This window comes from Streptomyces sp. NPDC060194, from assembly GCF_042728285.1.
Classification (GTDB): Bacteria; Actinomycetota; Actinomycetes; order Streptomycetales; family Streptomycetaceae; genus Streptomyces.
In genome coordinates, this window is sequence record NZ_JBHWZH010000031.1 from 29,582 (window position 1) to 51,839 (window position 22,258).

Annotated in this window: 20 protein-coding genes; 10 read left to right on the forward strand and 10 right to left on the reverse strand. The window is 72.2% G+C overall.

The features are described from left to right. Nucleotides 1-205: 205 nt before the first annotated feature. The 3 genes from ACFWEG_RS09735 to ACFWEG_RS09745 form a co-directional block, all read right to left on the reverse strand. A complete protein-coding gene (locus ACFWEG_RS09735; protein WP_387211387.1) occupies nucleotides 206-1,663 on the reverse strand; it encodes a catalase in 1,458 nt (485 codons plus the stop codon). Nucleotides 1,664-1,894: 231 nt separating this feature from the next. Beyond that, nucleotides 1,895-2,803, reverse strand: a complete 909-nt coding sequence (locus ACFWEG_RS09740; RefSeq protein WP_387211390.1) for a 2-hydroxy-3-oxopropionate reductase — start codon at nucleotides 2,801-2,803, stop codon at nucleotides 1,895-1,897. A gap of 34 nt (nucleotides 2,804-2,837) precedes the next feature. Beyond that, nucleotides 2,838-3,656 (reverse strand): TIM barrel protein, encoded by an 819-nt coding sequence (locus ACFWEG_RS09745; RefSeq protein WP_387211393.1) that lies wholly within the window; start codon nucleotides 3,654-3,656, stop codon nucleotides 2,838-2,840. Between the two features lie 117 nt (nucleotides 3,657-3,773). Here ACFWEG_RS09745 and ACFWEG_RS09750 point away from each other — a divergent pair, with 117 nt between their 5' ends. The 7 genes from ACFWEG_RS09750 to ACFWEG_RS09780 all read left to right on the forward strand — a co-directional run bounded on the left by ACFWEG_RS09750 (nucleotide 3,774) and on the right by ACFWEG_RS09780 (nucleotide 9,362). After that, nucleotides 3,774-4,037 carry a hypothetical protein gene (locus ACFWEG_RS09750; RefSeq protein ID WP_387211396.1) on the forward strand — a complete coding sequence of 88 codons (264 nt, stop codon included), beginning with the start codon at nucleotides 3,774-3,776 and terminating at the stop codon, nucleotides 4,035-4,037. Beyond that, nucleotides 4,034-4,393: a helix-turn-helix domain-containing protein gene (locus tag ACFWEG_RS09755; RefSeq protein ID WP_387211399.1), complete on the forward strand. Its 360-nt coding sequence runs from the start codon at nucleotides 4,034-4,036 to the stop codon at nucleotides 4,391-4,393. The genes ACFWEG_RS09750 and ACFWEG_RS09755 overlap by 4 nt, the downstream gene beginning before the upstream one ends. 140 nt (nucleotides 4,394-4,533) lie before the next feature. Beyond that, nucleotides 4,534-5,046: a 2-oxo-4-hydroxy-4-carboxy-5-ureidoimidazoline decarboxylase gene (gene uraD / locus ACFWEG_RS09760; RefSeq protein ID WP_387211402.1), complete on the forward strand. Its 513-nt coding sequence runs from the start codon at nucleotides 4,534-4,536 to the stop codon at nucleotides 5,044-5,046. Then, nucleotides 5,043-5,447 carry a hydroxyisourate hydrolase gene (gene uraH / locus ACFWEG_RS09765; RefSeq protein ID WP_387211405.1) on the forward strand — a complete coding sequence of 135 codons (405 nt, stop codon included), beginning with the start codon at nucleotides 5,043-5,045 and terminating at the stop codon, nucleotides 5,445-5,447. Before uraD ends, uraH begins: the two co-directional genes overlap by 4 nt. Before the next feature lie 7 nt (nucleotides 5,448-5,454). Then, complete coding sequence (gene pucL, locus ACFWEG_RS09770) at nucleotides 5,455-6,402, forward strand: factor-independent urate hydroxylase (RefSeq protein WP_387211408.1); 948 nt, start codon at nucleotides 5,455-5,457, stop codon at nucleotides 6,400-6,402. A gap of 161 nt (nucleotides 6,403-6,563) precedes the next feature. Beyond that, entirely contained in the window at nucleotides 6,564-7,934 is a 1,371-nt protein-coding gene (locus ACFWEG_RS09775) for a nucleobase:cation symporter-2 family protein (RefSeq protein ID WP_387211411.1), read from the forward strand. Nucleotides 7,935-7,979: 45 nt separating this feature from the next. Next, nucleotides 7,980-9,362, forward strand: coding sequence for an 8-oxoguanine deaminase (locus ACFWEG_RS09780; RefSeq protein WP_387211414.1), 1,383 nt, complete (start codon nucleotides 7,980-7,982; stop codon nucleotides 9,360-9,362). A 250-nt stretch (nucleotides 9,363-9,612) separates the two neighbouring features. Here ACFWEG_RS09780 and ACFWEG_RS09785 read toward each other — a convergent pair whose 3' ends face one another. Beyond that, nucleotides 9,613-10,497, reverse strand: coding sequence for a hypothetical protein (locus ACFWEG_RS09785; RefSeq protein ID WP_387211417.1), 885 nt, complete (start codon nucleotides 10,495-10,497; stop codon nucleotides 9,613-9,615). 3 nt (nucleotides 10,498-10,500) lie between these two features. After that, a complete protein-coding gene (locus tag ACFWEG_RS09790; protein ID WP_387211420.1) occupies nucleotides 10,501-11,037 on the reverse strand; it encodes an RNA polymerase sigma factor in 537 nt (178 codons plus the stop codon). A 184-nt stretch (nucleotides 11,038-11,221) separates the two neighbouring features. Between ACFWEG_RS09790 and ACFWEG_RS09795 the strand changes: the two genes are divergently transcribed. After that, the gene (locus ACFWEG_RS09795; RefSeq protein ID WP_387211423.1) at nucleotides 11,222-12,238 is read left to right on the forward strand and encodes an aspartate-semialdehyde dehydrogenase; all 1,017 of its coding nucleotides are present in this window, start codon (nucleotides 11,222-11,224) and stop codon (nucleotides 12,236-12,238) included. A 53-nt stretch (nucleotides 12,239-12,291) separates the two neighbouring features. Here the strand turns inward: ACFWEG_RS09795 and ACFWEG_RS09800 are convergent, their stop codons facing one another. Then, complete coding sequence (locus tag ACFWEG_RS09800) at nucleotides 12,292-12,612, reverse strand: type II toxin-antitoxin system PemK/MazF family toxin (protein WP_387211426.1); 321 nt, start codon at nucleotides 12,610-12,612, stop codon at nucleotides 12,292-12,294. Continuing rightward, entirely contained in the window at nucleotides 12,609-12,830 is a 222-nt protein-coding gene (locus tag ACFWEG_RS09805; protein ID WP_387211428.1) for a hypothetical protein, read from the reverse strand. Before ACFWEG_RS09805 ends, ACFWEG_RS09800 begins: the two co-directional genes overlap by 4 nt. A 143-nt stretch (nucleotides 12,831-12,973) precedes the next feature. On the opposite strand from ACFWEG_RS09805, the gene pepN reads away from it, so the two are divergent. Further along, nucleotides 12,974-15,553, forward strand: a complete 2,580-nt coding sequence (pepN, locus tag ACFWEG_RS09810; RefSeq protein ID WP_387211431.1) for an aminopeptidase N — start codon at nucleotides 12,974-12,976, stop codon at nucleotides 15,551-15,553. A 137-nt stretch (nucleotides 15,554-15,690) separates the two neighbouring features. On the opposite strand, the gene ACFWEG_RS09815 is transcribed toward pepN, so the two are convergent. The 3 genes from ACFWEG_RS09815 to ACFWEG_RS09825 form a co-directional block, all read right to left on the reverse strand. Next, complete coding sequence (locus tag ACFWEG_RS09815) at nucleotides 15,691-19,125, reverse strand: CARDB domain-containing protein (RefSeq protein WP_387211434.1); 3,435 nt, start codon at nucleotides 19,123-19,125, stop codon at nucleotides 15,691-15,693. 237 nt (nucleotides 19,126-19,362) lie between these two features. Then, nucleotides 19,363-20,499: an allantoicase gene (alc, locus tag ACFWEG_RS09820; protein WP_387211436.1), complete on the reverse strand. Its 1,137-nt coding sequence runs from the start codon at nucleotides 20,497-20,499 to the stop codon at nucleotides 19,363-19,365. Nucleotides 20,500-20,558: 59 nt separating this feature from the next. After that, a complete protein-coding gene (locus ACFWEG_RS09825) occupies nucleotides 20,559-21,488 on the reverse strand; it encodes a LysR family transcriptional regulator (RefSeq protein ID WP_387211439.1) in 930 nt (309 codons plus the stop codon). Nucleotides 21,489-21,728: 240 nt separating this feature from the next. On the opposite strand from ACFWEG_RS09825, the gene aroQ reads away from it, so the two are divergent. Continuing rightward, the gene (aroQ, locus tag ACFWEG_RS09830; protein ID WP_387211442.1) at nucleotides 21,729-22,220 is read left to right on the forward strand and encodes a type II 3-dehydroquinate dehydratase; all 492 of its coding nucleotides are present in this window, start codon (nucleotides 21,729-21,731) and stop codon (nucleotides 22,218-22,220) included. Nucleotides 22,221-22,258: the final 38 nt, after the last annotated feature.

Consider the following 22,258-nt stretch of genomic DNA (forward strand, 5'->3'; position numbering starts at 1 on the left):
CGCGGCGGCGTGGACAGGCCCGGGGTCGCGCCGCTTCAGGTCAGCGGGCGCGGCCGGGCTTTCACCACCGCACTGGCGTCCGACGCCGCCGCGGTTCCGGTCGGTCCGCACCGCGGCCGGCCACCCCTCATCCGGGCGGGCCGCGGTGCGGACGGCGCACGGGGCGCGGCCTCGGAGAGGCCGGCCGCCGTACGCGGTCCGGGGGTCAGTCCTCGCGCAGGGCGCGGACCGCCTCCTCCACGCGCCGACCGTACTCGGCGTCGGCGGCGTGGAAGTGGGCGAGGTTCTTCTCGATGACGTCGTCGCGGGAGACCTGGGAGAGGCCGCCGGCGATGTTCGCCACCAGCCGGCGCTGCTCGTCGGCCGACATCAGCCGGTAGAGCTCACCGGCCTGGAAGAAGTCGTCGTCCTTGACGTGCGCGGGCGCGGCGTGGGTGCCGGTCCAGCCCTGGACGGCCAGCGGCGCGGAGAGCGCGGCGTCGGTCTGGGCGGGGCCCGCGTAGGAGTTGGGCTCGTAGTTCTTGTCGTGGCGCGAGCCGTAACGGGTCGCCATCGCGCCGTCGCGGCCGTAGTTGTCGGCGACGGTGTTGCGCGGGGCGTTGACCGGCAGCTGGGTGTGGTTGACGCCCACCCGGTAGCGCTGCGCGTCCGCGTAGGCGAACAGCCTGCCCTGGAGCATCTTGTCCGGCGAGGGGCCGATGCCGGGCACGAAGTTGTTCGGCGAGAACGCCGCCTGCTCGACCTCGGCGAAGACGTTGTCGGGGTTGCGGTCCAGGACCATCCGGCCCACCCGCTGCAGGGGGTAGTCCGCGTGCGGCCAGACCTTCGTCAGGTCGAACGGGTTGAAGCGGTAGTCCGCGGCCTCGGCGGCGGGCATCACCTGCACGTACAGCGTCCAGGACGGGTTCACGCCGCGCTCGATGGCCTGCAGCAGGTCCGTCTGGTGCGAGTTCGCGTCCTGCCCGGCGAGCTCCGCGCCCTGCTCGGCGGAGAGCGAGCGCACGCCCTGGTTGGTCTTGAAGTGGTACTTCACGAAGAAGGCCTCGCCGGCCTCGTTCGTCCACTGGTAGGTGTGCGAGCCGTAGCCGTTCATGTGCCGGTAGGAGGCGGGGATGCCGCGGTCGCCCATCAGGTAGGTGACCTGGTGGGTGGCCTCGGGGGCGTGCGCCCAGAAGTCCCAGACGTTGTCCGGCTCCTGGCGGCCCGTGAACGGGTCGCGCTTCTGCGAGTGGATGAAGTCGGGGAACTTGATGGGGTCCTTGATGAAGAAGATCGGCGTGTTGTTCCCGACGAGGTCGTAGTTCCCGTCCTCGGTGTAGAACTTCAGCGCGAAGCCGCGGGGGTCGCGGACCGCGTCCGCCCCGCCGAGCGAGTCGGCCACGGTCGAGAACCGCGCGAACAGCTCGGTGCGCTTGCCGACGGTGTCCAGGAAGCGGGCGCGGGTGAAGCCGGTGACGTCGTCCGTCACCTCGAAGTAGCCGTACGCGCCCGAGCCGCGGGCGTGCACGACGCGCTCCGGGATCCGCTCACGGTTGAAGCGGGCGAGCTTCTCCAGGAGCTGCTGGTCCTGGACGAGCAGGGGGCCGCCGACACCGGCGGTGGCGGAGTTCTGGTTGTCGGCGACCGGGGCGCCGCTCTCGGTCGTAAGCACGCGCTGCGACATGGTGCGGGAGTGACCTTCCGTACGGGAGCTGCTGGGTGGAGGCGGTGTCGGGAGCGTAGGTACGCCTCCGCGCCCGCGTCAACAGTTTGTTGAAGTTCGAGGTGGGGCGGGGTCCGGCCGACCGGACGGAGATGTTCCGGACCGCGGCGGCACCTGGGCGCGACAGGACAGGTGTCAGCGCCGCCGCGGTCCGGAAGCGGAGAGGGGGCCGCGTTCCGCGGGCCCCGGCGGTCAGGCCGCCGTGTCGCCGGACAGGCGCTCGACCGAGCGGAGGAGGGCGGAGTGGTCCAGGCCGCCGTCGCCCTGGGCGCGCAGGGAGGCGACGAGTTGGGCGACGACCGCGCCGACCGGGAGCGCCGCGCCGACGTTGCGCGCGGCGTCCGTGACGATGCCCATGTCCTTGTGGTGCAGGTCGATCCGGAAGCCGGGCTTGAAGTCCCGGTTCAGGAAGTTGTCCCGCTTGCGGGTCAGCACGGTCGAGCCGGCGAGACCGCCGTTCAGGACGTCGAGCGCGGCCGACAGGTCGACGCCCGACTTCTCCAAGAAGACCACGGCCTCGGCGCACGCCTGGATGTTGACCGCGACGATCAGCTGGTTCGCGGCCTTCACCGTCTGCCCCGAGCCGTGCGGGCCGCACAGCACGATCGTCTTGCCGAGCGCGTCGAGCAGCGGGCGGGCCTCGTCGAACGCGGCCTGCTCGCCGCCGACCATGATGGAGAGGACGGCCTCGATCGCGCCCGCCTCGCCGCCGGACACCGGCGCGTCCAGGACCCGCAGGCCCTTGTCCGCCGCCGCCGCGGCCTTCGCGAGGTCGACGGAGGTCTGCGGGGTGATCGACGACATGTCGACGATCAGCGCCCCGGCCTTCACGTTCTCCAGGATGCCGTCGGGACCGTAGGCGACCGCCTCGACCTGCGGGGACGCGGGCACCATCGTGATCACGACGTCCGCGTCGGCGACCGCCTCGGCGATCGAGCCCGCGGCCTTCCCGCCGGCCGCGGCCAGGCGGTCCAGCTTGTCCTGCTCCAGGGTGAAGCCGGTGACGGGGTAGCCGGCCTTGATCAGGTTCTCGGCCATGGGGGAGCCCATGATGCCGAGGCCGATCCAGGCGACCTGGGGGAGCGGGGTGGAGTTGCTCATCGTGATGCCTCTTTCAACACACAGGTAAGGAAGGTCAGTTCAGCCAGCCGAAGGCCTCGGCGCTCGGCCGTTCGCCGGGCTTGTACTCCAGGCCGACGTGGCCCGTGTAGCCCGCCTTCGCCAGCCGGGCGAGCAGGTCCGCCAGCGGCAGGTCGCCCGTGCCCGGCGCGCCGCGGCCCGGGTTGTCGGCGATCTGCACATGGCCGGTCTTCGCCGCGTAGGCGTCGATCACCGCCGGCAGGTCCTCGCCGTTCATCGACAGGTGGTAGAGGTCCAGGAGGAACTTCGCGTTGCCGAGCCCGGTCGCCTCGTTGACCTTGTCGACGACCTCGATCGCGGCGGGCGCGCTCACCAGCGGGTAGCGCGGCGACTCCGGCGCGTTCAGCGCCTCGATCAGCAGGATCGCGCCGATCCGGTCGGCCGCACGGGCGGCCAGGACGAGGTTCTCCAGGGCCAGCGCGTCCTGCGCGGCCGGGTCGGCGCCCGGCAGGCGGTTGCCGTACAGCGCGTTCAGCGCCGTGCAGCCGACCGACTGCGCGAAGTCCGCCGCCACGTCGATGTTGGCGCGGAACCGCTCGGACTCCTCGCCCGGCACGGACAGTGCGCCGCGGTCGGGGCCCGGCAGCTCGCCGGCGTAGAAGTTCAGGCCCACCAGCCGCGTGCCGGCGTCGGTCAGCGCCTTCTTCAGCGCGTCGAGCTCGGCCTGCGGCGGGGTGGGGGTCTCGATCCAGGGCCACCACAGCTCGACCGCGTCGAAGCCGGCCGCCGCGGCGGCCGCGGGGCGCTCCAGGAGCGGGAGTTCCGTGAAGAGGATCGACAGGTTCACATCGAAGCGCTGCTCCGTGAAGCTCATCTGCGCTCCTTCCGTATTGCGGAAGTAACTTTCTGCTTAACGGAAGACTGCCCGGCTGTTTCGTCGCCTGTCAAGAGCTCCCGCCCGAAAACCCGATCGGGCGGCTACCTTGAGCGCGTGCGACTGCGAGTGGAATTCACGACCGAACCGTTCGACCTCGACGAGGCCCCCGCCCACGCGGTGGTGGCCCGGGAGGTCATCCAGGACGCCGCCCTCGACGCGGTCGACGTCGGCCCGTTCGGCAACTCCGCCGAGGGCTCGCCGGACGACGTCATCGGCGCGGTGGAGGCGCTGCTGCGCCGGACCGTCGCGGCCGGGGCGACCCGGGTCTCCCTCCAGGTCAGCGTGATCGACGAGGCCGGCGGGGGGCGGGAGCAGTGACCGGACCGGGAGACCACCCGCTCGTCGCCGCGGTGAAGCCGCTCGTCGACGCGATGGGCGGCGAGATGGTGGCGCCCGCCCTCGCCGGGAGCGAGGACGTCGTCCTGAGCTGGGAGGGCGAGGACGTCGTCGCCGTCCGGCTGCCGCAGCTCTCCGACTCCCTCGACCACATCCTCGCCGCGCTGGAGCGCCGGCACGGCCGGCCGCTGGCGGAGCTGGAGCGCAAGGAGAAGCAGGCCGTCGTCCGCAGCCTGGAGGCGCGCGGGGCGTTCGCGGTACGGCACGGGGTGGAGACGGTGGCGGGGGCGCTGGGTGTCTCGCGCTTCACCGTCTACAACTACCTGAACCGGCAGTGAGCGGGCGCTGACCTCGGGATGCCTCCAGGTGGCGTAGGCGCGGCGGCTTCGTAACAGGAAGTTTTCAACAAAGTGTTGACGCCGTGTTGCGGAGCGCGTTAGCTGTGCGCAGCCCGCAAAGCACCGCCACGGAGGCTCCCGTGACTACGACCGAGACGCCGGGCCTCGCCCGGTTCAACACGCTCGAGGAGAGCGCGGCCCGCGCCGCACTCCACGAGGTGTGCGCCAGTTCGGCGTGGGGGAGCGCCCTGCTCGTCCACCGCCCTTACGCCACCACCGACGCCCTGTTCGCCGCCAGCGACGCCGCCATGGCCGAGCTGACCGCCGACGACCTGGCCGAGGCGATGGCCGGGCACCCGCCGATCGGCCGCCCGACGCCCGGGGACCCGACCTCCGCCCGCGAACAGCGGGGGATGGCCGGCGCCTCCGAGGAACTCAAGGCGGAGATGCTCGCCCTGAACCTGGACTACCAGGACCGGTTCGGCCACGTCTTCCTGATCTGCGCCACCGGCCTCACCGCCGAGCAGATGCGCGACGCCGTCAAGGCCCGCAGCGGTCACTCGCCCGAGCAGGAGCGGGAGATCGTCCGCACCGAACTGGGCAAGATCAACCGCATCCGGCTGACCCGGCTCGCACAGGAGGCCACCGTATGAGCACCGAAGGCGCCACCGAGACCTCGGTGTCCACGCACATCCTGGACACCAGCACCGGCCGTCCCGCCGCGTCCGTCGCCGTCGAGCTGTCGGTCCGCGCCGGCGCCGGCGGCTGGAGCGCCCACGGGGCGTCCCGCACCGACGGTGACGGGCGGGTCAAGGACCTGCCCGTCCTGCCGGAGGGCACCACCCACGTACGCCTCGACTTCGCGACCGAGGCCTACTTCGCCACCCGAGAGAATGACAGCAAGGCCGCGGCTCGGCAGGAGGTCCCCGCTACCCGGGACAGCGGAGTGTTCTTCCCGGAGGTGGCGATCACGTTCGCCGTGCAGCCGGGCGAGCACTACCACGTACCGCTGCTGCTCAACCCGTTCGGCTACTCCGTATACCGAGGGAGCTAGCACCGACATGACAGCCGTTTCCCGCCCGTCCCGTCCGGTCGTCCTGGGCCAGAACCAGTACGGCAAGGCCGAGAACCGCGTCGTGAGGATCACCCGCGACGGCGACACCCACCACATCAAGGACCTGAACGTCTCCGTCGCCCTCTCCGGCGACATGGAGGACGTCCACTACTCCGGCTCCAACGCCAACGTCCTGCCGACCGACACCACCAAGAACACGGTGTACGCGTTCGCCAAGGAGTACGGCATCGAGTCCGCCGAGCAGTTCGGCATCCACCTCGCCCGGCACTTCGTCACCTCCCAGGAGCCGATCCACCGGGCGCGCATCCGCATCGAGGAGTACTCCTGGGAGCGGATCGCGACCTCGGACTCCAACTCCAGGTTCATCGGCTCCGACGAGGTCAACCACTCCTTCGCCCGCACGGGCCAGGAGCTGCGCACCGCGCAGATCACCTACGACGGCGAGAGCTGGGAGGTCGTCTCCGGCCTCAAGGACCTCACCGTCATGAACTCCACCAACTCGGAGTTCTGGGGCTACGTGAAGGACAGGTACACGACGCTGAAGGAGGCGTACGACCGCATCCTGTGCACCGACGTCTCCGCCGCCTGGCGCTACAACTGGACGTCGGACGACGAGCGGATGCCGAACTGGGAGCGGTCGTACGCGCAGGCCAAGAAGCACATCCTGCAGGCCTTCGCCGAGACCTACTCGCTCTCCCTCCAGCAGACCCTCTACCAGATGGGTTCGCGGGTGATCAACCACCGCGGCGAGATCGACGAGATCCGCTTCTCGCTGCCGAACAACCACCACTTCCTCGTCGACCTGGAGCCGTTCGGGCTCAAGAACGACAACGAGGTGTACTTCGCGGCCGACCGCCCCTACGGGCTGATCGAGGCGACCGTCCTGCGGGACGGCGTCGAGCCGCGCATCCCGGTCGACCACACCAACCTCTGACCGGTCCAGGCGCTCCCCGGCCCCTCGCGGCCGGGGAGGCGGCCCCCCTCCCTCGAAGGCCCGTCCCACCTCTGAGGCAGCCGACGTCCGGCACACGGACGTGAGTTGAGAAACGCCCCCGCGCAACGCCGCCCGGGCGCGTGTCCACACGGAGGAATGCCATGGCAACGCCCGCACGACCAGCGGCACCCGACCCCGTGCACCCGGTCGACGAGAAACTCCCCGCGCCCCGCCTGGTGCCCGCGGCGCTCCAGCACATCGCCGCCATGTACGCCGGCGTCGTCACGCCTCCGCTCATCATCGGCCAGGCCGTCGGCCTCGACACCGCGGGCCAGACCCGGCTGATCGCCGCGAGCCTGCTGGTCGCCGGACTCGCCACCCTCCTGCAGACCCTCGGCCTGCGCGGCTTCGCCGGCAACCGGCTCCCCTTCGTCAACGCCGCCTCCTCCGCCGGCATCGCCCCCATGCTCGCCATCGCCGAGACCAACGCGCCGGGCAGCCGACTCCCGGCGATCTACGGGGCGGTGATGGTCGCGGGCGTCTTCTGCCTCGCCGTCGGGCCGTTCTTCGGCCGGCTGCTCCGCTTCTTCCCGCCGCTGGTCACCGGGGTCGTCATCACCCTCATCGGGGTGACGCTGATGCCCGTGCCGGTCACCTGGGCCCGCGGCGGCGACGCCGAGGCCGCCGACTTCGGCGCGATGAAGTACCTCGCGCTCGCCGCGTTCACCCTCGGCGTCATCCTGCTCGTCCAGCGCTTCGGGCGCGGCTTCCTCAAGCAGGTCGCGCTCCTGGCCGGCATGTTCGCCGGCACCCTGGTCGCGATCCCGTTCGGGATGGCCGACTTCGGCGCCCTGCGCGAGGCCCCGCTCGCCGCGCTGCCGACCCCGTTCGCCTTCGGCGCACCGGAGTTCCAGCCCGCCGCGATCCTCTCGCTGTGCATCGTGATGCTGGTCCTGATGACCGAGTCCAGCGCCGGCATGCTCGCCCTCGGCGAGATCTGCGAGCGCGACTGCGACGGCCGCACCATCACCCGCGGCCTGCGCACCGACGGCATCGCCACCCTCCTCGGCCCGGTCTTCGGCTCCTTCCCGACCAGCGCGTTCGCCCAGAACGTCGGCGTCGTCTCGCTCACCCGGGTCCGCAGCCGGTACGTCGTCGCCGCGGCCGGCGGGGCGCTGCTCGTCCTCGGCGCGTTCCCCGTGCTCGGCGCCGTCGTCTCCCTGGTGCCGATGCCGGTCCTCGGCGGGGCGGGCATCGTGCTCTTCGGCTCCATCGCCGTCAGCGGCATCCGCACGCTGTCCGAGGCCGGCCTCGACGACAGCTCCAACATCATCCTGGTCGCGGTCGCGCTCGGCGCGGGCATCATCCCGCTCGCCGCGCCCTCCTTCTACGCCGGCTTCCCCGCCTGGGCGCAGACCGTGCTCGGCTCGGGCATCAGCGCCGGCGCGCTCACCGCCGTCCTGCTGAACCTGTTCTTCCACCATCTCGGCACCCGGGCCACGACGGCGGTCCCGGCACTCAAATCCTCCTAGGGTCCTGCCGTGCCCCGACCATCCACCGAAGAAGGAAGCAGCACCATGGCAGCAGCACCGGCAGAGCGCGTCGTCATCGAGAACTGCGCGATCGCGACGGTCGACGCCCAGGACACCGAGTACGCCTCCGGGCACGTCGTCGTCGCTGGCAACGTCATCGAGTCCGTCGGCGCGGGGCCCGCGCCCGAGGGCCTCCGGAACGTGGTCCGGCGGGTCGACGGCACCGGGCACCTGGTCACGCCCGGCCTCGTCAACACCCACCACCACTTCTACCAGTGGATCACCCGGGGCCTGGCCACCGACCACAACCTCTTCAACTGGCTGGTCGCGCTCTACCCGACGTGGGCGCGCATCGACGAGCCGATGGTCCGCGCCGCGGCGCAGGGCTCGCTCGCGATGATGGCCCGCGGCGGGGTCACCACCGCGATGGACCACCACTACGTCTTCCCCCGCGGCTCCGGCGACCTCTCCGGCGCCATCATCGGCGCCGCGCGGGACATGGGCGTGCGGTTCACCCTCGCCCGCGGGTCCATGGACCGCAGCGAGAAGGACGGCGGGCTGCCGCCGGACTTCGCCGTCGAGACGCTCGACGCCGCGCTCGCCGCGACCGCCGAGACCGTCGACCTGCACCACGACGCGTCGTTCGGGGCGATGACGCAGGTCGCCGTCGCGCCGTGCTCGCCGTTCTCGGTCTCCACCGAACTCATGAAGCAGGGCGCGGAGTTGGCCCGCTCCAAGGGGGTGCGGCTGCACACCCACGGGAGCGAGACGGTCGAGGAGGAGCAGTTCTGCAAGGAGCTGTTCGGGATGGGGCCGACCGACTACTTCGAGTCCACCGGATGGCTCGGCGAGGACGTGTGGATGGCGCACTGCGTCCACATGAACGACTCCGACATCGCCGCGTTCGCGCGGACGGGCACGGGCGTCGCGCACTGCCCGTCGTCCAACGCGCGGCTCGCCGCGGGGATCGCGCGGGTGCCGGACATGCTGGCGGCGGGCGTGCCCGTCGGGCTCGGCGTCGACGGGACCGCGAGCAACGAGTCGGGGGAGCTGCACACGGAGCTGCGGAACGCGCTGCTCGTCAACCGGCTCGGGGCGCACCGCGAGGCCGCGCTCAATGCGCGGCAGGCGTTGCGGCTGGGGACGTACGGCGGTGCGCAAGTGCTCGGTCGGGCTGCCGAGTTGGGCTCCCTCGAGGTGGGCAAGGTCGCCGACCTCGTGCTGTGGAGGCTCGACACGCTCGCGCACGCGTCGATCGCGGACCCGGTGACCGCGCTCGTCTTCGGAGCGGCGGCTCCGGTGACGCTCTCGCTCGTGAACGGGCGGCCCGTCGTCGAGGACGGGCGGCTCCTCCACGCCGACGAGGACGCGATCGCCCGCTCCACCAGGGACGAGGCCCGGCGCCTCGCCCGCATCGCCCGGGGCTGAGTCCCGGGCCCCACAGACCGCCGGCCGGGGAGGACGGTCCCCGGCCGGCGCCCCTTCTTCGCGGCTCCGCCGCGGATACCGGGCTCCGCCCGGCGGCCTCGATCTCCCCCGAGCTCTCGGCTTCGCTCGAGCACGGGTACCCCCTCGCCGGGCTGAGTCCGGTCGGTGCCGCTCACCTTGCTGTGCCTGCAGTGCCCAGCGCAGCGTCGTGTGCGCCCGCCCCGGTCGGCGCCCCGCGGCGGAACCGCGCTCAGTCGGCGGGCGGCCGGCAGGGCTCCCCGACCGCGTCCGGGAGATGCCGCTCGACCCACCGGATCACGCCGGGCATCGAGTCCGCGCCGTAGGACAGCACGGGCTCGTCCGGGTCGGCGGAGACGATCACGAGCAGTCGGGATCCCGGCGCGTACAAGCCCCTCATCCCCGGTTTCACCCTCGACCCGTCGAAGGTGAGCCCCGAGCCGCCGGCGGCGGGCTTGAACCAGCGGTCGACGTCCATCGTCACGCGGTCTCCGCGGACATCGGTGACCGTGCCCAGCGCGATGCTCTCCGCGCACGCGAAGAGCGCGGTGGGGGCGTGCTTCGAGGCGTCGGGCGCGGCCTCGGACGCGGCCTCGCGGTCCGTCTCCTGCCTTCCCGCGGACTTCTGGTCGCCGCCCGCGTCCGACGCGGTGGAGTTCAGGCCCGCGCCCCCCGTGGCGACGAGCTGCCCGAGCCCCACCCCGCCGAGCCCGACCGCCCCCGCCACGCACACGGCGAGCACGTACCGCTGCCAGCGGCGGCGGCGCGGGGGCGGCAGCGGCCGGAGCGGGACAGGGCGGGTGGCGGGCCCGCGGCCGCCCACCGCCGCGTCCGCCTGGCCCGCCTCGGCCGCCTCGCCCGCCGCGTCGCCGGGGCCGCGGTCAGCGCCCGGCGGGGCCGCCGGGTCCGGGCGCGCGTCGGGGCCGTCCGGCGTGTCCGTCGCCGGGACCGGCACCGGGTCCGCGCTGATCGCGAGGACGTCGCCGAGGCGGCGGATCTGGCTGCGCAGGGCGGTGATGTCGGCCTCGGCCGCCCGGTAGGCGGGGGTGGACGCGGTGGCGTCGTCGGGGTCGCCGAAGAGGGCGAGGTACAGCGGATCGTTCTCGTGGTCGGTCACGGCTCACACCACCTCGTCCTCGTGCAGCCGCGCGCGCAGCGCGCGGACGGCTCCGTACAGCCTGCTCTTGACGGTTCCCTCGGGGACGCCGAGCTGCTCGGCGATGCCGGCCACCGTCAGGTCCGCGTAGAAGCGCAGGACCAGGACCTGGCGCTGGCTGTCGGGCAGCCGCTCCAGCCCCTCGGCGACCGCGAGCGAGAGCACGCGGGACTCCTCGCCGGCCGGCTCGGCGGGCTCCCGGCCGGTCGGGACCAGCGCGGTGAGCCGCTCGCCGAGCCGCTCCTGGCGGCTGCGGGCGCGGTGCCAGTCGACCGCGAGGTTGGAGGCGACGACGGCCGCCCACGCGGAGACGTCCCGTGGCGGCTCGTCCCCGCGCGCCCGTCGCTCAAGCAGCCGCAGCCGGACCTGCTGGACCCCGTCCTGCAGGTCGGCGTACGGCACCCCGCCGAGCGAGAGCACCGCTCTCACCCGGTCGACCTGGGCCGCGTCCAGCGGATCGTCGGCACCCCCCGCGTCCTCGCGGGTCCGTCTCCACGGCACTCCCCCGCCCCCCTTTCGTCGTGCGTCCGCCCTGAGACGCACGGGCGGGCGGAAACGTTCGACTTCTCACACCGTCCGTCCCGTGGACAATCGATTGGACACGCACGCACCGGTGAGAAGCATGATGGTCGGGCCTGCCGTACCCGCAGGCCCGGGTCGTACGCGGAACAAGTGGAGGAACACCGTGAGGGTTGGAATCGTCGGAGCCACCGGTCAGGTCGGCACGGTCATGCGCAGGATCCTCAAGGAGCGCGCGTTCCCGGTCACCGAGCTGCGCCTCTTCGCCTCCGCCCGCTCGGCCGGCAGCACCCTGGACGGCGTCACCGTCGAGGACGCCGCCGAGGCGGACTACTCGGGCCTCGACGTCGTCCTGTTCTCCGCCGGCGGCGCGACCTCCCGTGCGCTGGCCGAGAAGGTCGCCTCCCAGGGCGCCGTGGTGATCGACAACTCCTCCGCCTGGCGCGGCCACCCCGAGGTGCCCCTCGTCGTGTCCGAGGTCAACCCGCACGCGGTCGCAAACCGCCCCAAGGGCATCATCGCCAACCCGAACTGCACCACGATGGCCGCGATGCCCGTCCTCAAGGCGCTGCACGCCGAGGCCGGCCTCACCGCCATGGTCGCCACCACCTACCAGGCCGTCTCCGGCTCGGGCCTCGCGGGCGTCAGCGAGCTGCACGGCCAGGTGCAGAAGACCGTCGCCGGCGCGGACGCGCTGGTGCACGACGGCGGCGCGGTCGACTTCCCCGAGCCGCAGGTCTACCAGCGGCCCATCGCGTTCAACGTGGTCCCGCTGGCCGGCTCGATCGTCGACGACGGCCTGAACGAGACCGACGAGGAGCAGAAGCTCCGCAACGAGTCCCGCAAGATCCTGGAGATCCCCGACCTGAAGGTCTCCGGCACCTGCGTGCGCGTGCCCGTCTTCACCGGCCACTCGCTCCAGGTCAACGCGCGCTTCGCCCGCCCGCTGAGCCCCGACCGCGCTACGGAGCTGCTCGCCGACGCCCCCGGCGTCGCGCTCACCGACATCCCCACCCCGCTCCAGGCGGCCGGCGGCGACGTCTCCTACGTCGGCCGCATCCGCGCGGACGAGACCGCGGAGAACGGCCTCGCGCTCTTCCTCTCCGGCGACAACCTGCGCAAGGGCGCGGCCCTGAACGCGGTGCAGATCGCGGAGCTGGTGGCGGCGGAGCTCTCCGCCTGACCTTTGCGGCACACGAGGGGGCGGCACCCGGGGACGGGTACCGCCCCCTCATGTCAGAAGAGCCCGAGCTTCAGCATCAGGGCGCGGTCGAGGTCGGCCAGCTCGTCGCCGTCGAGCGCGCCCTTGAAGTCGCCCAGGCGGGACGGGGCGACGGTGTAGATCTGGTCCGTGAGGATGCGGGTGGCCTTCCCGTCCAGCTCGATCTCCGGGCGGTAGACGGCGGGTCCCACGCCGGTCGACGTGAGAGCCACCGTGACCGTACTGGTGGTGAACCGGTCGGACTGAATGACGACGCAGTAGCGCTGCCCCTGCTGTTCGTGCCCCTGCGCGCCGGGCAGCGCCTTGATCACGTGGATCGCACCGCGGAAGATCACTCGACACCCATGAAGCGCTGGATGGCGAGCATCTCCGCCTGGTCATGCGGGTCGTCCGCCAGCCGCTCGGCGTCCGCGGCGGCCTGCTCGATCAGCCGCTCCTTGTAGGTGCGCAGCAGGGCGTAGCGCACGGCCTCGGTGCGCGAGCCGAACTCGTCCGCCAGCGCTCTTATGGCGGTCTCCATGGATTCGTCCGTGCGGACGTTGAGGGTGCCCATGCGACCAGCGTATCGCAGAACGTAATACGCCGCTCGGGCGGCGGTTCGCGGTCGGCTGACGGGGCGCGCGGATACTCGCCTGCTCCGGTGCGGGGGCGCGTGGAAGGATGGGCGGAAACGTCACGAACCGAGGAGTTGCCCAGGTGCCTGGCACGAATCTGACCCGCGAGGAGGCCCGGGAGCGGGCCCGTCTGCTGACCGTGGACGCGTACGAGATCGAGCTCGATCTCAGCGGGGCGCAGGAGGGCGGGACGTACCGCTCGGTCACCACCGTGCGCTTCGCGTCCGCCGAGGGCGGCGCTTCGACGTTCATCGACCTGGTGGCGCCGACGGTGCACGAGGTCGTGCTGAACGGGACCGCGCTCGACCCCGCCGCCGTGTTCGCGGACTCGCGGATCGCGCTCGCGGACCTCGCCGAGGGCGACAACGAGCTGCGGGTCGTCGCGGACTGCGCGTACACCAACACCGGTGAGGGGCTGCACCGGTTCGTCGACCCGGTCGACGAACAGGCCTACCTCTACACCCAGTTCGAGGTCCCCGACGCCCGCCGCGTCTTCCCGAACTTCGAGCAGCCCGACCTGAAGGCGACCTTCGCGTTCACCGTGAAGGCCCCCGCCGGCTGGACGGTCATCTCCAACTCCCCGACACCCGAGGCCCCGAAGGACGACCTCTGGGTCTTCGAGCCGACGCCGCGGATCTCCACGTACATCACCGCGCTGATCGCCGGCCCGTACCACGCGGTGCACTCCACCTACGAGGGCCCGGACGGGCAGTCCGTGCCGCTCGGCATCTACTGCCGGCCCTCGCTCGCCGAGTACCTCGACGCGGACGCGATCTTCGACGTGACCCGGCAGGGCTTCGCCTGGTTCCAGGAGAAGTTCGACTACGCCTACCCCTTCGCCAAGTACGACCAGCTCTTCGTGCCGGAGTTCAACGCGGGCGCGATGGAGAACGCGGGTGCGGTCACCATCCGCGACCAGTACGTCTTCCGCTCGAAGGTGACCGACGCGGCGTACGAGACGCGCGCGGAGACGATCCTGCACGAGCTGGCGCACATGTGGTTCGGCGACCTGGTCACCATGGAGTGGTGGAATGACCTGTGGCTGAACGAGTCGTTCGCCACGTACACCTCGATCGCCTGCCAGGCGGACGCGCCGGGCTCGAAGTGGCCGCACGCGTGGACGTCGTTCGCCAACTCGATGAAGACCTGGGCGTACCGGCAGGACCAGCTGCCGTCCACGCACCCGATCATGGCGGACATCCGCGACCTGGACGACGTGCTCGTCAACTTCGACGGGATCACGTACGCGAAGGGCGCGTCCGTCCTCAAGCAGCTCGTCGCGTACGTCGGCAAGGACGAGTTCTTCCGGGGCGTGCAGGCGTACTTCAAGGCGCACGCCTTCGGGAACACGCGCCTGAGCGACCTGCTCGGCGCGCTGGAGGAGACCTCCGGGCGCGACCTGAAGGCGTGGTCGAAGGCGTGGCTGGAGACGGCCGGCATCAACGTGCTGCGGCCCGTCGTCGACGTCGACTCCTCCGGTGTCGTCACCTCCTTCGCCGTCAAGCAGGAGGCCCCCGCGCTGCCCGCCGGCGCGAAGGGCGAGCCGACGCTCCGCCCGCACCGCATCGCGATCGGCCTCTACGAGCTGTCCTCCGAGGGCAGGCTGGAGCGGACCGACCGGATCGAGCTGGACGTCGACGGCGACCTCACCCCCGTCGAGGCGCTCGTCGGGCGGCAGCGGCCCGCCGTGATCCTGCTGAACGACGACGACCTGTCGTACGCGAAGGTCCGGCTCGACGAGGACTCGCTGCGGGTCGTCACCGAGCACCTCGGCGACTTCACCGAGTCCCTTCCGCGCGCGCTGAGCTGGGCCTCCGCGTGGGACATGACGCGGGACGGGGAGCTCGCCACGCGCGACTACCTGGAGCTGGTGCTCTCCGGGATCGGCAAGGAGACCGACATCGGCGTCGTGCAGTCCCTGCACCGCCAGGTGAAGCTCGCCATCGACCTCTACGCGGCGCCGTCGTGGCGCGAGGCGGGGCTGACCCGGTGGACCGACGCCACCCTCGCCCACCTGCGGTCCGCCGAGCCCGGCAGCGACCACCAGCTCGCCTGGGCGCGCGCGTTCGCGGCGACGGCGCGGACGCCCGCGCAGCTCGACGTCCTCGTCGGTCTCCTGGAGGGGTCGTCGTCCGTCGACGGGCTCGCCGTCGACACCGAGCTGCGCTGGGCGTTCGTGCAGCGGCTCGCGGCGGTCGGGCGCTACGACGAGGAGGAGATCGCGGCCGAGCTGACCCGCGACCGGACGGCTGCGGGCGAGCGGCACGCCGCGACGGCGCGGGCCGCGCGGCCGACGCAGGCGGCGAAGGAGGAGGCGTGGGCCTCCGTCGTGGAGTCGACGGAGCTCACCAACGCGGTGCAGGAGGCCGTCATCGGCGGCTTCGTCCAGTCCGACCAGCGGGAGCTGCTCGCGCCGTACGCGGACCGGTACTTCGCCGCGATCGCCGACGTCGCGGCCTCCCGTAGCCACGAGATCGTCCAGCAGATCGTCCTCGGCCTGTACCCCGCGTACCAGGTCTCCGAGGACACCCTCGCCGCGACCGACGCGTGGCTGGCGTCCGCCGACCACCCGGCGGGCCTGCGCCGCATGGTCACCGAGTCCCGCGCCGGCATCGAGCGCGCCCTCCGCGCCCGCGCGGCCGATTCGGCCGCGGCCGAGTAGTCCGCCCACCCCCCGCCCGCCCCCGGTTCCGCAGGCTGGTGCGGGCTTCGGGGACTCGCTCGTCCGGGGTCCGGTCATGGGGCCGGCCCGGGCCGGGAGCGCGGGGCTCTCGGGCCGGGCCGGGGCTCGGGGGCGGGTTACCTGAGGCGGGCGGATCCTTCCAGGCTGGAGCGGGCGGCGGGGGCACCGGAGGGGGTGCCGGAGATGGTGAACTGGGAGCCGGGTTCGATGAGGACGGAGCCCTCGGCGGAGTTGGTGACGGTGACGTCGGTGAGGGTCGCGTTGCCCCTCGCCCCGCCCATCGCGAGGATGCCGGACCCGTTGTTGGACTTGTCGATGCGGACGTTCTGGATCTTGACGTCGGCCATGAGACCGCCGCCGGTCTTGAACTGGATCCCGTCGTAGGTGGAGTCGATGATGTCGGTGTCGCGGATGGTGACGCCGGGGATCGGCAGGTTCTGCGGGAACAGGGTGATCGCGCCGAACTCCTGGTCCTCGTTCCAGAACGCCCCGCCGGTGCGGTAGAGCCCGTTGTTGGCGATGAGCGTCTGCCCGGAGAAGGGCAGCGGGTCGTGGTCGGTCGCCAGCATGATGCCGGGGTAGTTCATGGTGTCGGCGATGATGTTGTTCTCGATCTTGTTGCCGTAACCGCCGTAGATCGCGATGCCGTTGGCGCGCCAGGGCAGCTGGATGGTGTTGTTGCGGAAGCTGTTGCTGTGGCCGATGTCGACGGACGGGTCCTTGACGTACTTGCTGGCCCAGACGGCGAGCGCGTCGTCGCCGTTGTTGCGGAAGGACGAGTTGAAGACGGTGGAGTTGCGGGTGCCGTTGGCGAAGTTGATGCCGTCGGCGTAGGTGTTGCGGATGCGCATGCCGGAGAACTCGAGGCCGTCACCGGGGCCCCACAGCTCCTGGATGTTGTCGTAGTCGCGGCCGACCCACGCGCCGACGTTCGCGTGCTCGATCCAGACGTTCTCGATCTTCGTGTTCTTGCCGAAGCGTCCGGTGAGGCCGACGCCGCCCTCCTGGTTGCCGTCGCCGCCGCGGATCGTGCCGGAGCCGAAGATGGCGATGTCGGAGATCTTGGTGTTGTCGTCGATGTCGAAGCCGAAGTTGCCCTCGTGCGGGTGGTTGATGCCGCCGGCGGCGTGCGGCGGGGTGAGCGTGTAGAGCTGGGAGTGCCACATGCCGGCGCCGCGGATGGTGACGTTCTTGATGCCGACCTGGTTGTACTGCCCGCGGTTCAGCGGGTCGTCGGTGAGGATCTTCTGCTCCTGGCGCCACTGCCCGGCGGGGATCCAGACGCAGGGGATGTCGCCGTTCTGGTCGGCGGTCACCGCACGCTGGATCGCCGCGTAGTCGTCGAGGCCGTCGTTGGGGACGGCGCCGTAGGTGGTGATGGAGACGCAGCCGGCCGGCTGGGCGGCGGGCGCGGCGACCTGCTCCAGGTTGATCAGGTCGATGACGTAGAACGCGGCGCTGTCGCCGGCGTCCCGCTGGAGCTTGAACTTCGTGCCCTGCGGATACGTCTGGGTGAGCAGCGCGTTGGACTCGTCGAACAGGCGGCGGGCGTCGCCGCCGGGGGTGTTGGTCAGGCCCTCGGGCTGGTCGGTGTTGCCGTACAGCCAGCTGTGCTTGGAGCTGAGGGTGATCTTGCGGACGAAGGTGTCGTTCGCGTAGAGGCTGATGGTCGCCTCGCGTCCGCCGCCGCCGGGGGCGTCGGGGATGGAGTTGCGGACCACGATGGAGTTGGCCGGGCTGGTCGAGGTGAACTCGACGAACTGGCCGGTGGAGTCGAGCCGCACGGACTCGCGGCCGGAGGACTCCGTGCCGTAGTTGGTGTGCCCGAAGGTGCGCTTGGCGTCGGTCTTCAGCAGCGTGCCGTTGTACCGGCCGCTCTCCGCCTCGTACTCGACGTAGGGCACCGCGGCGCCCCGGCCGACCACGATGGACCGGGCGAAGGTGTTGTTGTTCTCGTTGGTCTCGGTGACGGTGCCGGTCGCGTCGGCCGTCGCGGTCAGGGTGGCCCCGCCGCTGGTGGCCGTCCAGGTGCCGGAGACGGCCACGTTGACCGTGCCGCCGGCCGGGACCGTGGGGGTGGTGCCGTTGAGCGTGGTGGTGCCCGCGACGAGGCGGGTGGTGCTGCCGGCGGCGACCGCGCTGGTGCCGCGGTTGTTGACGGCGACGGTGAAGCTGACGGGCGAGCCGACGGCGGGGTTCGCCGGGCTGCTGGTGATCCCGGTGACCTGGAGGTCGGGGCCGGGGCTCTGGGAGACGGCCAGCTTGGCCGTGGCGGTGCGGCTGTTGTTGGTGTCGTCCTGCTCGACGACCGTGTTGGTCGGGTCGACGACGGCGGAGACGGTGTAGCTGCCCTGCGGCCGCTTGCCGATGCTGACCGGGACGGTCGCCGAGGCGCCGGCGGCGAGCGCGCCGACGGACGCGCTGCCCGCGACGGTGCCCTCGACGCTGACGTTCACGGTGGTCGCGGGCGAGGCCGCGTTCCCGGCGTTGCGGACGGTCGCGTTGACGGTGACGGTGTCGCTCTCGGAGGGGGCCGACGGCGTCCAGTCGAGGCCGGTGACGGTCAGGTCCGGGTTCGGGGCCGCGGTGCCGACGACCTGGAACTCGGCGACCTGCCCGGCGGGCGCCCCGGTGTTGCTGAAGATCTTCACCTGGACGTCCGCGTACCGGCCGGAGACCGCGATGTTGACCGTGTTCTGGTTCGAGCCAGGGTTGAAGGTGTAGTCCGCGCGGGCCTTCAGCGAGGTGAAGGAGGTGCCCGTCTGGGTGCGGCCCAGGACCTCGATCGACTGGGTGCGGGTGCCCCAGACCGGGTCGGGGTTGAGCTTGAGGACCACGCCGGAGAGGTCGGCGGCGGCGCCCAGCTTCACCGTCAGCGTGGACGGGTTGCTGCCGCCCTCCCAGTAGGTGGAGGTGCTGTCGTCGTTGGCGTTGGTCGCGACGTAGTTCTGCGCGGTCGACGACGCCTCGATCGCCTTGCCGCGGGCGAGGTTGGTGCCGGCCGGCGGGGGATCGACGGGGCCGCCCGGGTCGGTGCCCGCCGTGCCGAAGACCGACAGCTCGGAGAGCTGCGCGGCCGGCCAGCCGGTGTTCGCGGTCACGTTCACGCGGACGTACCGGACGGTGGCGGAGGTGAAGTCCAGGGTGACGGTGTTGGCCTGCGCGGGGTTGAACGCGCGGGCCCCGGAGGCGACCAGCGGCGTGAAGGAGGTGCCGTTGGTGCTGCCCTGCACGCTGAGCGTCTGGGTGCGCGCCTCCCAACCGGTGGGCAGCTTCAGCGCCACCTGGTCGATCGCCACGCTGCTCCCGAGGTCCACCTGGACCCACTGCGGGAAGCTGTTGTTGGGGCTCTCCCAGTACGACGCCTGGCTGCCGTCGGTGATGTTCCCGGCGCCGTAGGGGCCGTTGGAGCCGCTGGCCGTGGCGGGTCTGCCGAGGGCCAGGTTGGGCCCGCCGGCCGCCGCGGCGGTGACGGGCAGCAGCCCGACGGTGACCAGGCCGGCGATGATCAGGCCGGTGATCATCCGCCAGCCGAGGTGCTTCCATCTCATGAGGGGGTCCTCTGTTCCATGGGGGGCTGAGCAACAGACGGAGCGGGGAGGGCAAACCAGAACTTGCACGCGTTGATTGCAGTTTTTGAGTTGCCTTGTTGATTTTTTGCGGACACTGCGGTGACAGAGTCATGGGGGGTCCGTGGTTTGTCAACGGTTCGCGCACGGGCACGGCAAAACGCCGGCCGGACCGTGATGCGGTCCGACCGGCGTGTGGAGGCGTCGAGTTGGGGGGCGTCAGGGGCGGGCGGCCTCGTACCGGGCGCGGAGGTCCGCGTCGCCGGCCGCCGTCAGCGAGCCGTGCAGGCGCATGCGCGCGACGCCGCCGTCGGGGAAGGTGTCGAGCCGCACCTCGGTGGCGACGGCCCGGCCGGCGAGCGGGAAGCGGTGCAGGGTGTCGGGCTCCAGACGGGTGCGCGGGATGATCTCGAACCACTCGCCGCTCTCACCGTCGCGCCCGCTGAGCGCGATCCAGCCGGCCGCGTTGCCCTTGAGGTAGGCGGTGTCGATCTCCACCGCGCGGATCTCGCCCTGCGCGGCCAGCCTGAACCGCACCCAGTCGTTCGTGCCGCGGACCCGGCGGCGGCGGTTCTCCCAGCCGTCGTCCATCTTCCGGGAGGTGCCGGGCAGGATGACCTGCGTCGGCGAGGAGTAGAAGCGGTCCGAGGCGTCCTCGCAGCTGCCGCCGTTCACGGCCGCGACCAGGTCGACGACGCCGAGCAGCGCGAACCAGTCGGGGTCGGGCAGCACCTCGCCGTGCACCCGCAGCCGCGCCACACCGCCGTCGGGGTGCTGGCAGAGGCGGACGTGCGTCCAGCGGCGGTCGTCGTCGACGGCGATGCCGTTCGCGGCGTGCCCGCGCATCTGGGTGGGGGCGACCAGCTCCACCCACTTCGTGTCGCCGTCCGGCGCGAAGCCGTCGACGGAGGCGGCCTGGAGGGACACCTGCTGCGGGTAGTTCCCGCGGAAGTGGGCGGTGTCGACGACGATCCCGCGGATCACGCCGGGCGCGCCGAGCCGGACGACGGCCCAGTCGTGGTCCTCGGGGGTGGGGAACGGCTCGTCGCCGGACGCGCCGCGGCGGCGGCGGGTCTCCCAGCCGTCCATGATCTTGCCCTTGTGACCGAAGTGCTCGGGGTCGAACACGGCGCGCTCGCGGACGAGGAGGTTCTCGCGCTCGGCGAAGAACTCGTCGTTCGCGGCGATCACGCCGCCGCCGAGCCGGCGGTCGGCGAGGTCGACCAGCTCGGTGAAGCCGAACGCGCCGAAGCGGCGGTAGTCGGCGTACGGGTCGCCGCCGCCGTAGGGTGCGGCGTCGTGGGCGTGCGGGTCGGGGGCGTCGGTGGGCTGCGGGGGCGTGGTCTCGGAGGTCATGTCCCGACCTTGGCAGCCGCGGACGGGCCGCGTCCATCGAAACTTTGCGCACGTGTCGTTCAGTTCAGCTGAACATTTGCTCGGCCGCGTGCCACGTCCCGCAGCGCCTCCAGGACGCGCGCCACCGCGCCGCGGTCCTCCGCGCCCCGGCGCACGGCGGCGATCACGTGCCGCCGGGGCTGGTCCGCGCTGAGCACCCGCATCACGACCCCGGCCCGGCGCTCGGCGGCGGCCATCCGGGGGACGAGGGCGACGCCCATCCCCGCCTCGACCATGGCCATGATCGCCGACCAGCCGGCGGCGCTGTGCGCCTGCTCCGGCACGAAGCCGGCGGCCTCGCAGGCGGCCGCGGTGATCTCCGACCAGGGGCCGCTGTTGCCGTAGATCCAGCGTTCGCGCGCCAGGTCCGCGAGGCGCAGGCCGGGGGCGTCGGCGAGGGGGTGGGCGGTCGGGAGGGCGACGTCGAGCGGGTCGGCGAGCAGGGGGACGACGCCGAAGCGGGGGTCGCGGGCGGTCGGGGCGTGCGCGGCGAGGGACAGCGCGAGGTCGACGTCGCCCGCGGCGAGCAGGGCGTACGCCTCGCCCGCCTCCGCCTCGCGGATCCGCACCTCGACGCCCGGGTGCGGGCCCCGCAGCGCGCGGACCGCGGGGACGACCAGGGCGGGGACGGCGGTCGAGAACGCGCCGACCCGCACCTCGCCCGCCTCCCCGTGCGCGTACGCGTCCAGCTCCGCCTCCGCGCGCTCCAGCTGCGCGAAGACGGCGTCCGCGTGGCGCAGCACCAGGTGCGCGGCGTCGGTGAGCCGCACCCGGCGCCCGTGCGCCTCCAGGAGCGGCACGCCGAGCTGCTTGGCCAGGTTGCTGAGCTGCTGCGACACCGCCGACGGCGTCATCAGCAACGCCTCCGCCGTCGCCGTCACCGTCCCCCGCTCGCTGAGCGTCCGCAGGATGTGCAGCTTCTTGATGTCCCACTCGGTGCGTGCGCTCATGGCGGCACGGTATCGCTCCCGGCGTACGGACACGCCTGCACCGTTCAGCAATTGCGAACGGTGGGTACCGACGATCGGCGGTGTTCTCCCCTTACCCGCCCCTTCCCCGAACCGGGGCTGCGCCCCGGACCCCCGGGCGGCCTCCGGCCGCGGGAACGGGCCGCGGGCGAAGGGGCAGAGCCCCGGTTTCGGGAAGGGGCGGGTCGGGAGAGAAGGTGTGCCGCGGTCGATACTGGGGGTATGTCACTCACGTCGTCGTCACCCTCGCCCGTCGTGCTCGTGCTCAACGGGCCCAATCTCAACCTGCTCGGGACGCGGGAGCCTGAGGTCTATGGGGCGCACACGCTCGCAGACGTAGAGAACATGTGCCGGGAGACCGCCGCGGAGCTGGGGCTGAGCGCGGACTGCCGGCAGTCGAACCACGAGGGGGAGCTGGTCGACTGGGTGCAGTGGGCGGGGCGGGAGCAGGCGGCGGGGCGGCTGATCGGGGCCGTGCTGAACGCGGGGGCGTACACGCACACGTCGGTCGCGTTGCACGACGCCGTGAAGGGGGCGGGGCTGCGGATGATCGAGCTGCACATCTCGAACGTGCACGCGCGGGAGGCGTTCCGGCACCACTCGTACCTGTCGCCCGCCGCCGCGGGGATCGTCGTCGGGTTCGGCGTCGAGGGCTACCCGCTGGCGATCCAGGGGCTGCACCGGCTGGCGACCGCGGCCGCGCACGGGGCCTGACGCGAACGAGGGCGGCCGCCGTACGGGATCCCGTACGG

What these genes read in the sequence shown, in the direction of transcription:
- ACFWEG_RS09735 (WP_387211387.1), bottom strand. Translation starts at nt 1,663, where the DNA reads ATGTCGCAGCGCGTGCTTACGACCGAGAGCGGCGCCCCGGTCGCCGAC.
- ACFWEG_RS09740 (WP_387211390.1), bottom strand. Translation starts at nt 2,803, where the DNA reads ATGAGCAACTCCACCCCGCTCCCCCAGGTCGCCTGGATCGGCCTCGGC.
- ACFWEG_RS09745 (WP_387211393.1), bottom strand. Translation starts at nt 3,656, where the DNA reads ATGAGCTTCACGGAGCAGCGCTTCGATGTGAACCTGTCGATCCTCTTC.
- uraH (WP_387211405.1), top strand. Translation starts at nt 5,043, where the DNA reads ATGAGCACCGAAGGCGCCACCGAGACCTCGGTGTCCACGCACATCCTG.
- pucL (WP_387211408.1), top strand. Translation starts at nt 5,455, where the DNA reads ATGACAGCCGTTTCCCGCCCGTCCCGTCCGGTCGTCCTGGGCCAGAAC.
- ACFWEG_RS09775 (WP_387211411.1), top strand. Translation starts at nt 6,564, where the DNA reads ATGGCAACGCCCGCACGACCAGCGGCACCCGACCCCGTGCACCCGGTC.
- ACFWEG_RS09780 (WP_387211414.1), top strand. Translation starts at nt 7,980, where the DNA reads ATGGCAGCAGCACCGGCAGAGCGCGTCGTCATCGAGAACTGCGCGATC.
- ACFWEG_RS09805 (WP_387211428.1), bottom strand. Translation starts at nt 12,830, where the DNA reads ATGGGCACCCTCAACGTCCGCACGGACGAATCCATGGAGACCGCCATA.
- ACFWEG_RS09815 (WP_387211434.1), bottom strand. Translation starts at nt 19,125, where the DNA reads ATGAGATGGAAGCACCTCGGCTGGCGGATGATCACCGGCCTGATCATC.
- alc (WP_387211436.1), bottom strand. Translation starts at nt 20,499, where the DNA reads ATGACCTCCGAGACCACGCCCCCGCAGCCCACCGACGCCCCCGACCCG.
- ACFWEG_RS09825 (WP_387211439.1), bottom strand. Translation starts at nt 21,488, where the DNA reads ATGAGCGCACGCACCGAGTGGGACATCAAGAAGCTGCACATCCTGCGG.
- aroQ (WP_387211442.1), top strand. Translation starts at nt 21,729, where the DNA reads ATGTCACTCACGTCGTCGTCACCCTCGCCCGTCGTGCTCGTGCTCAAC.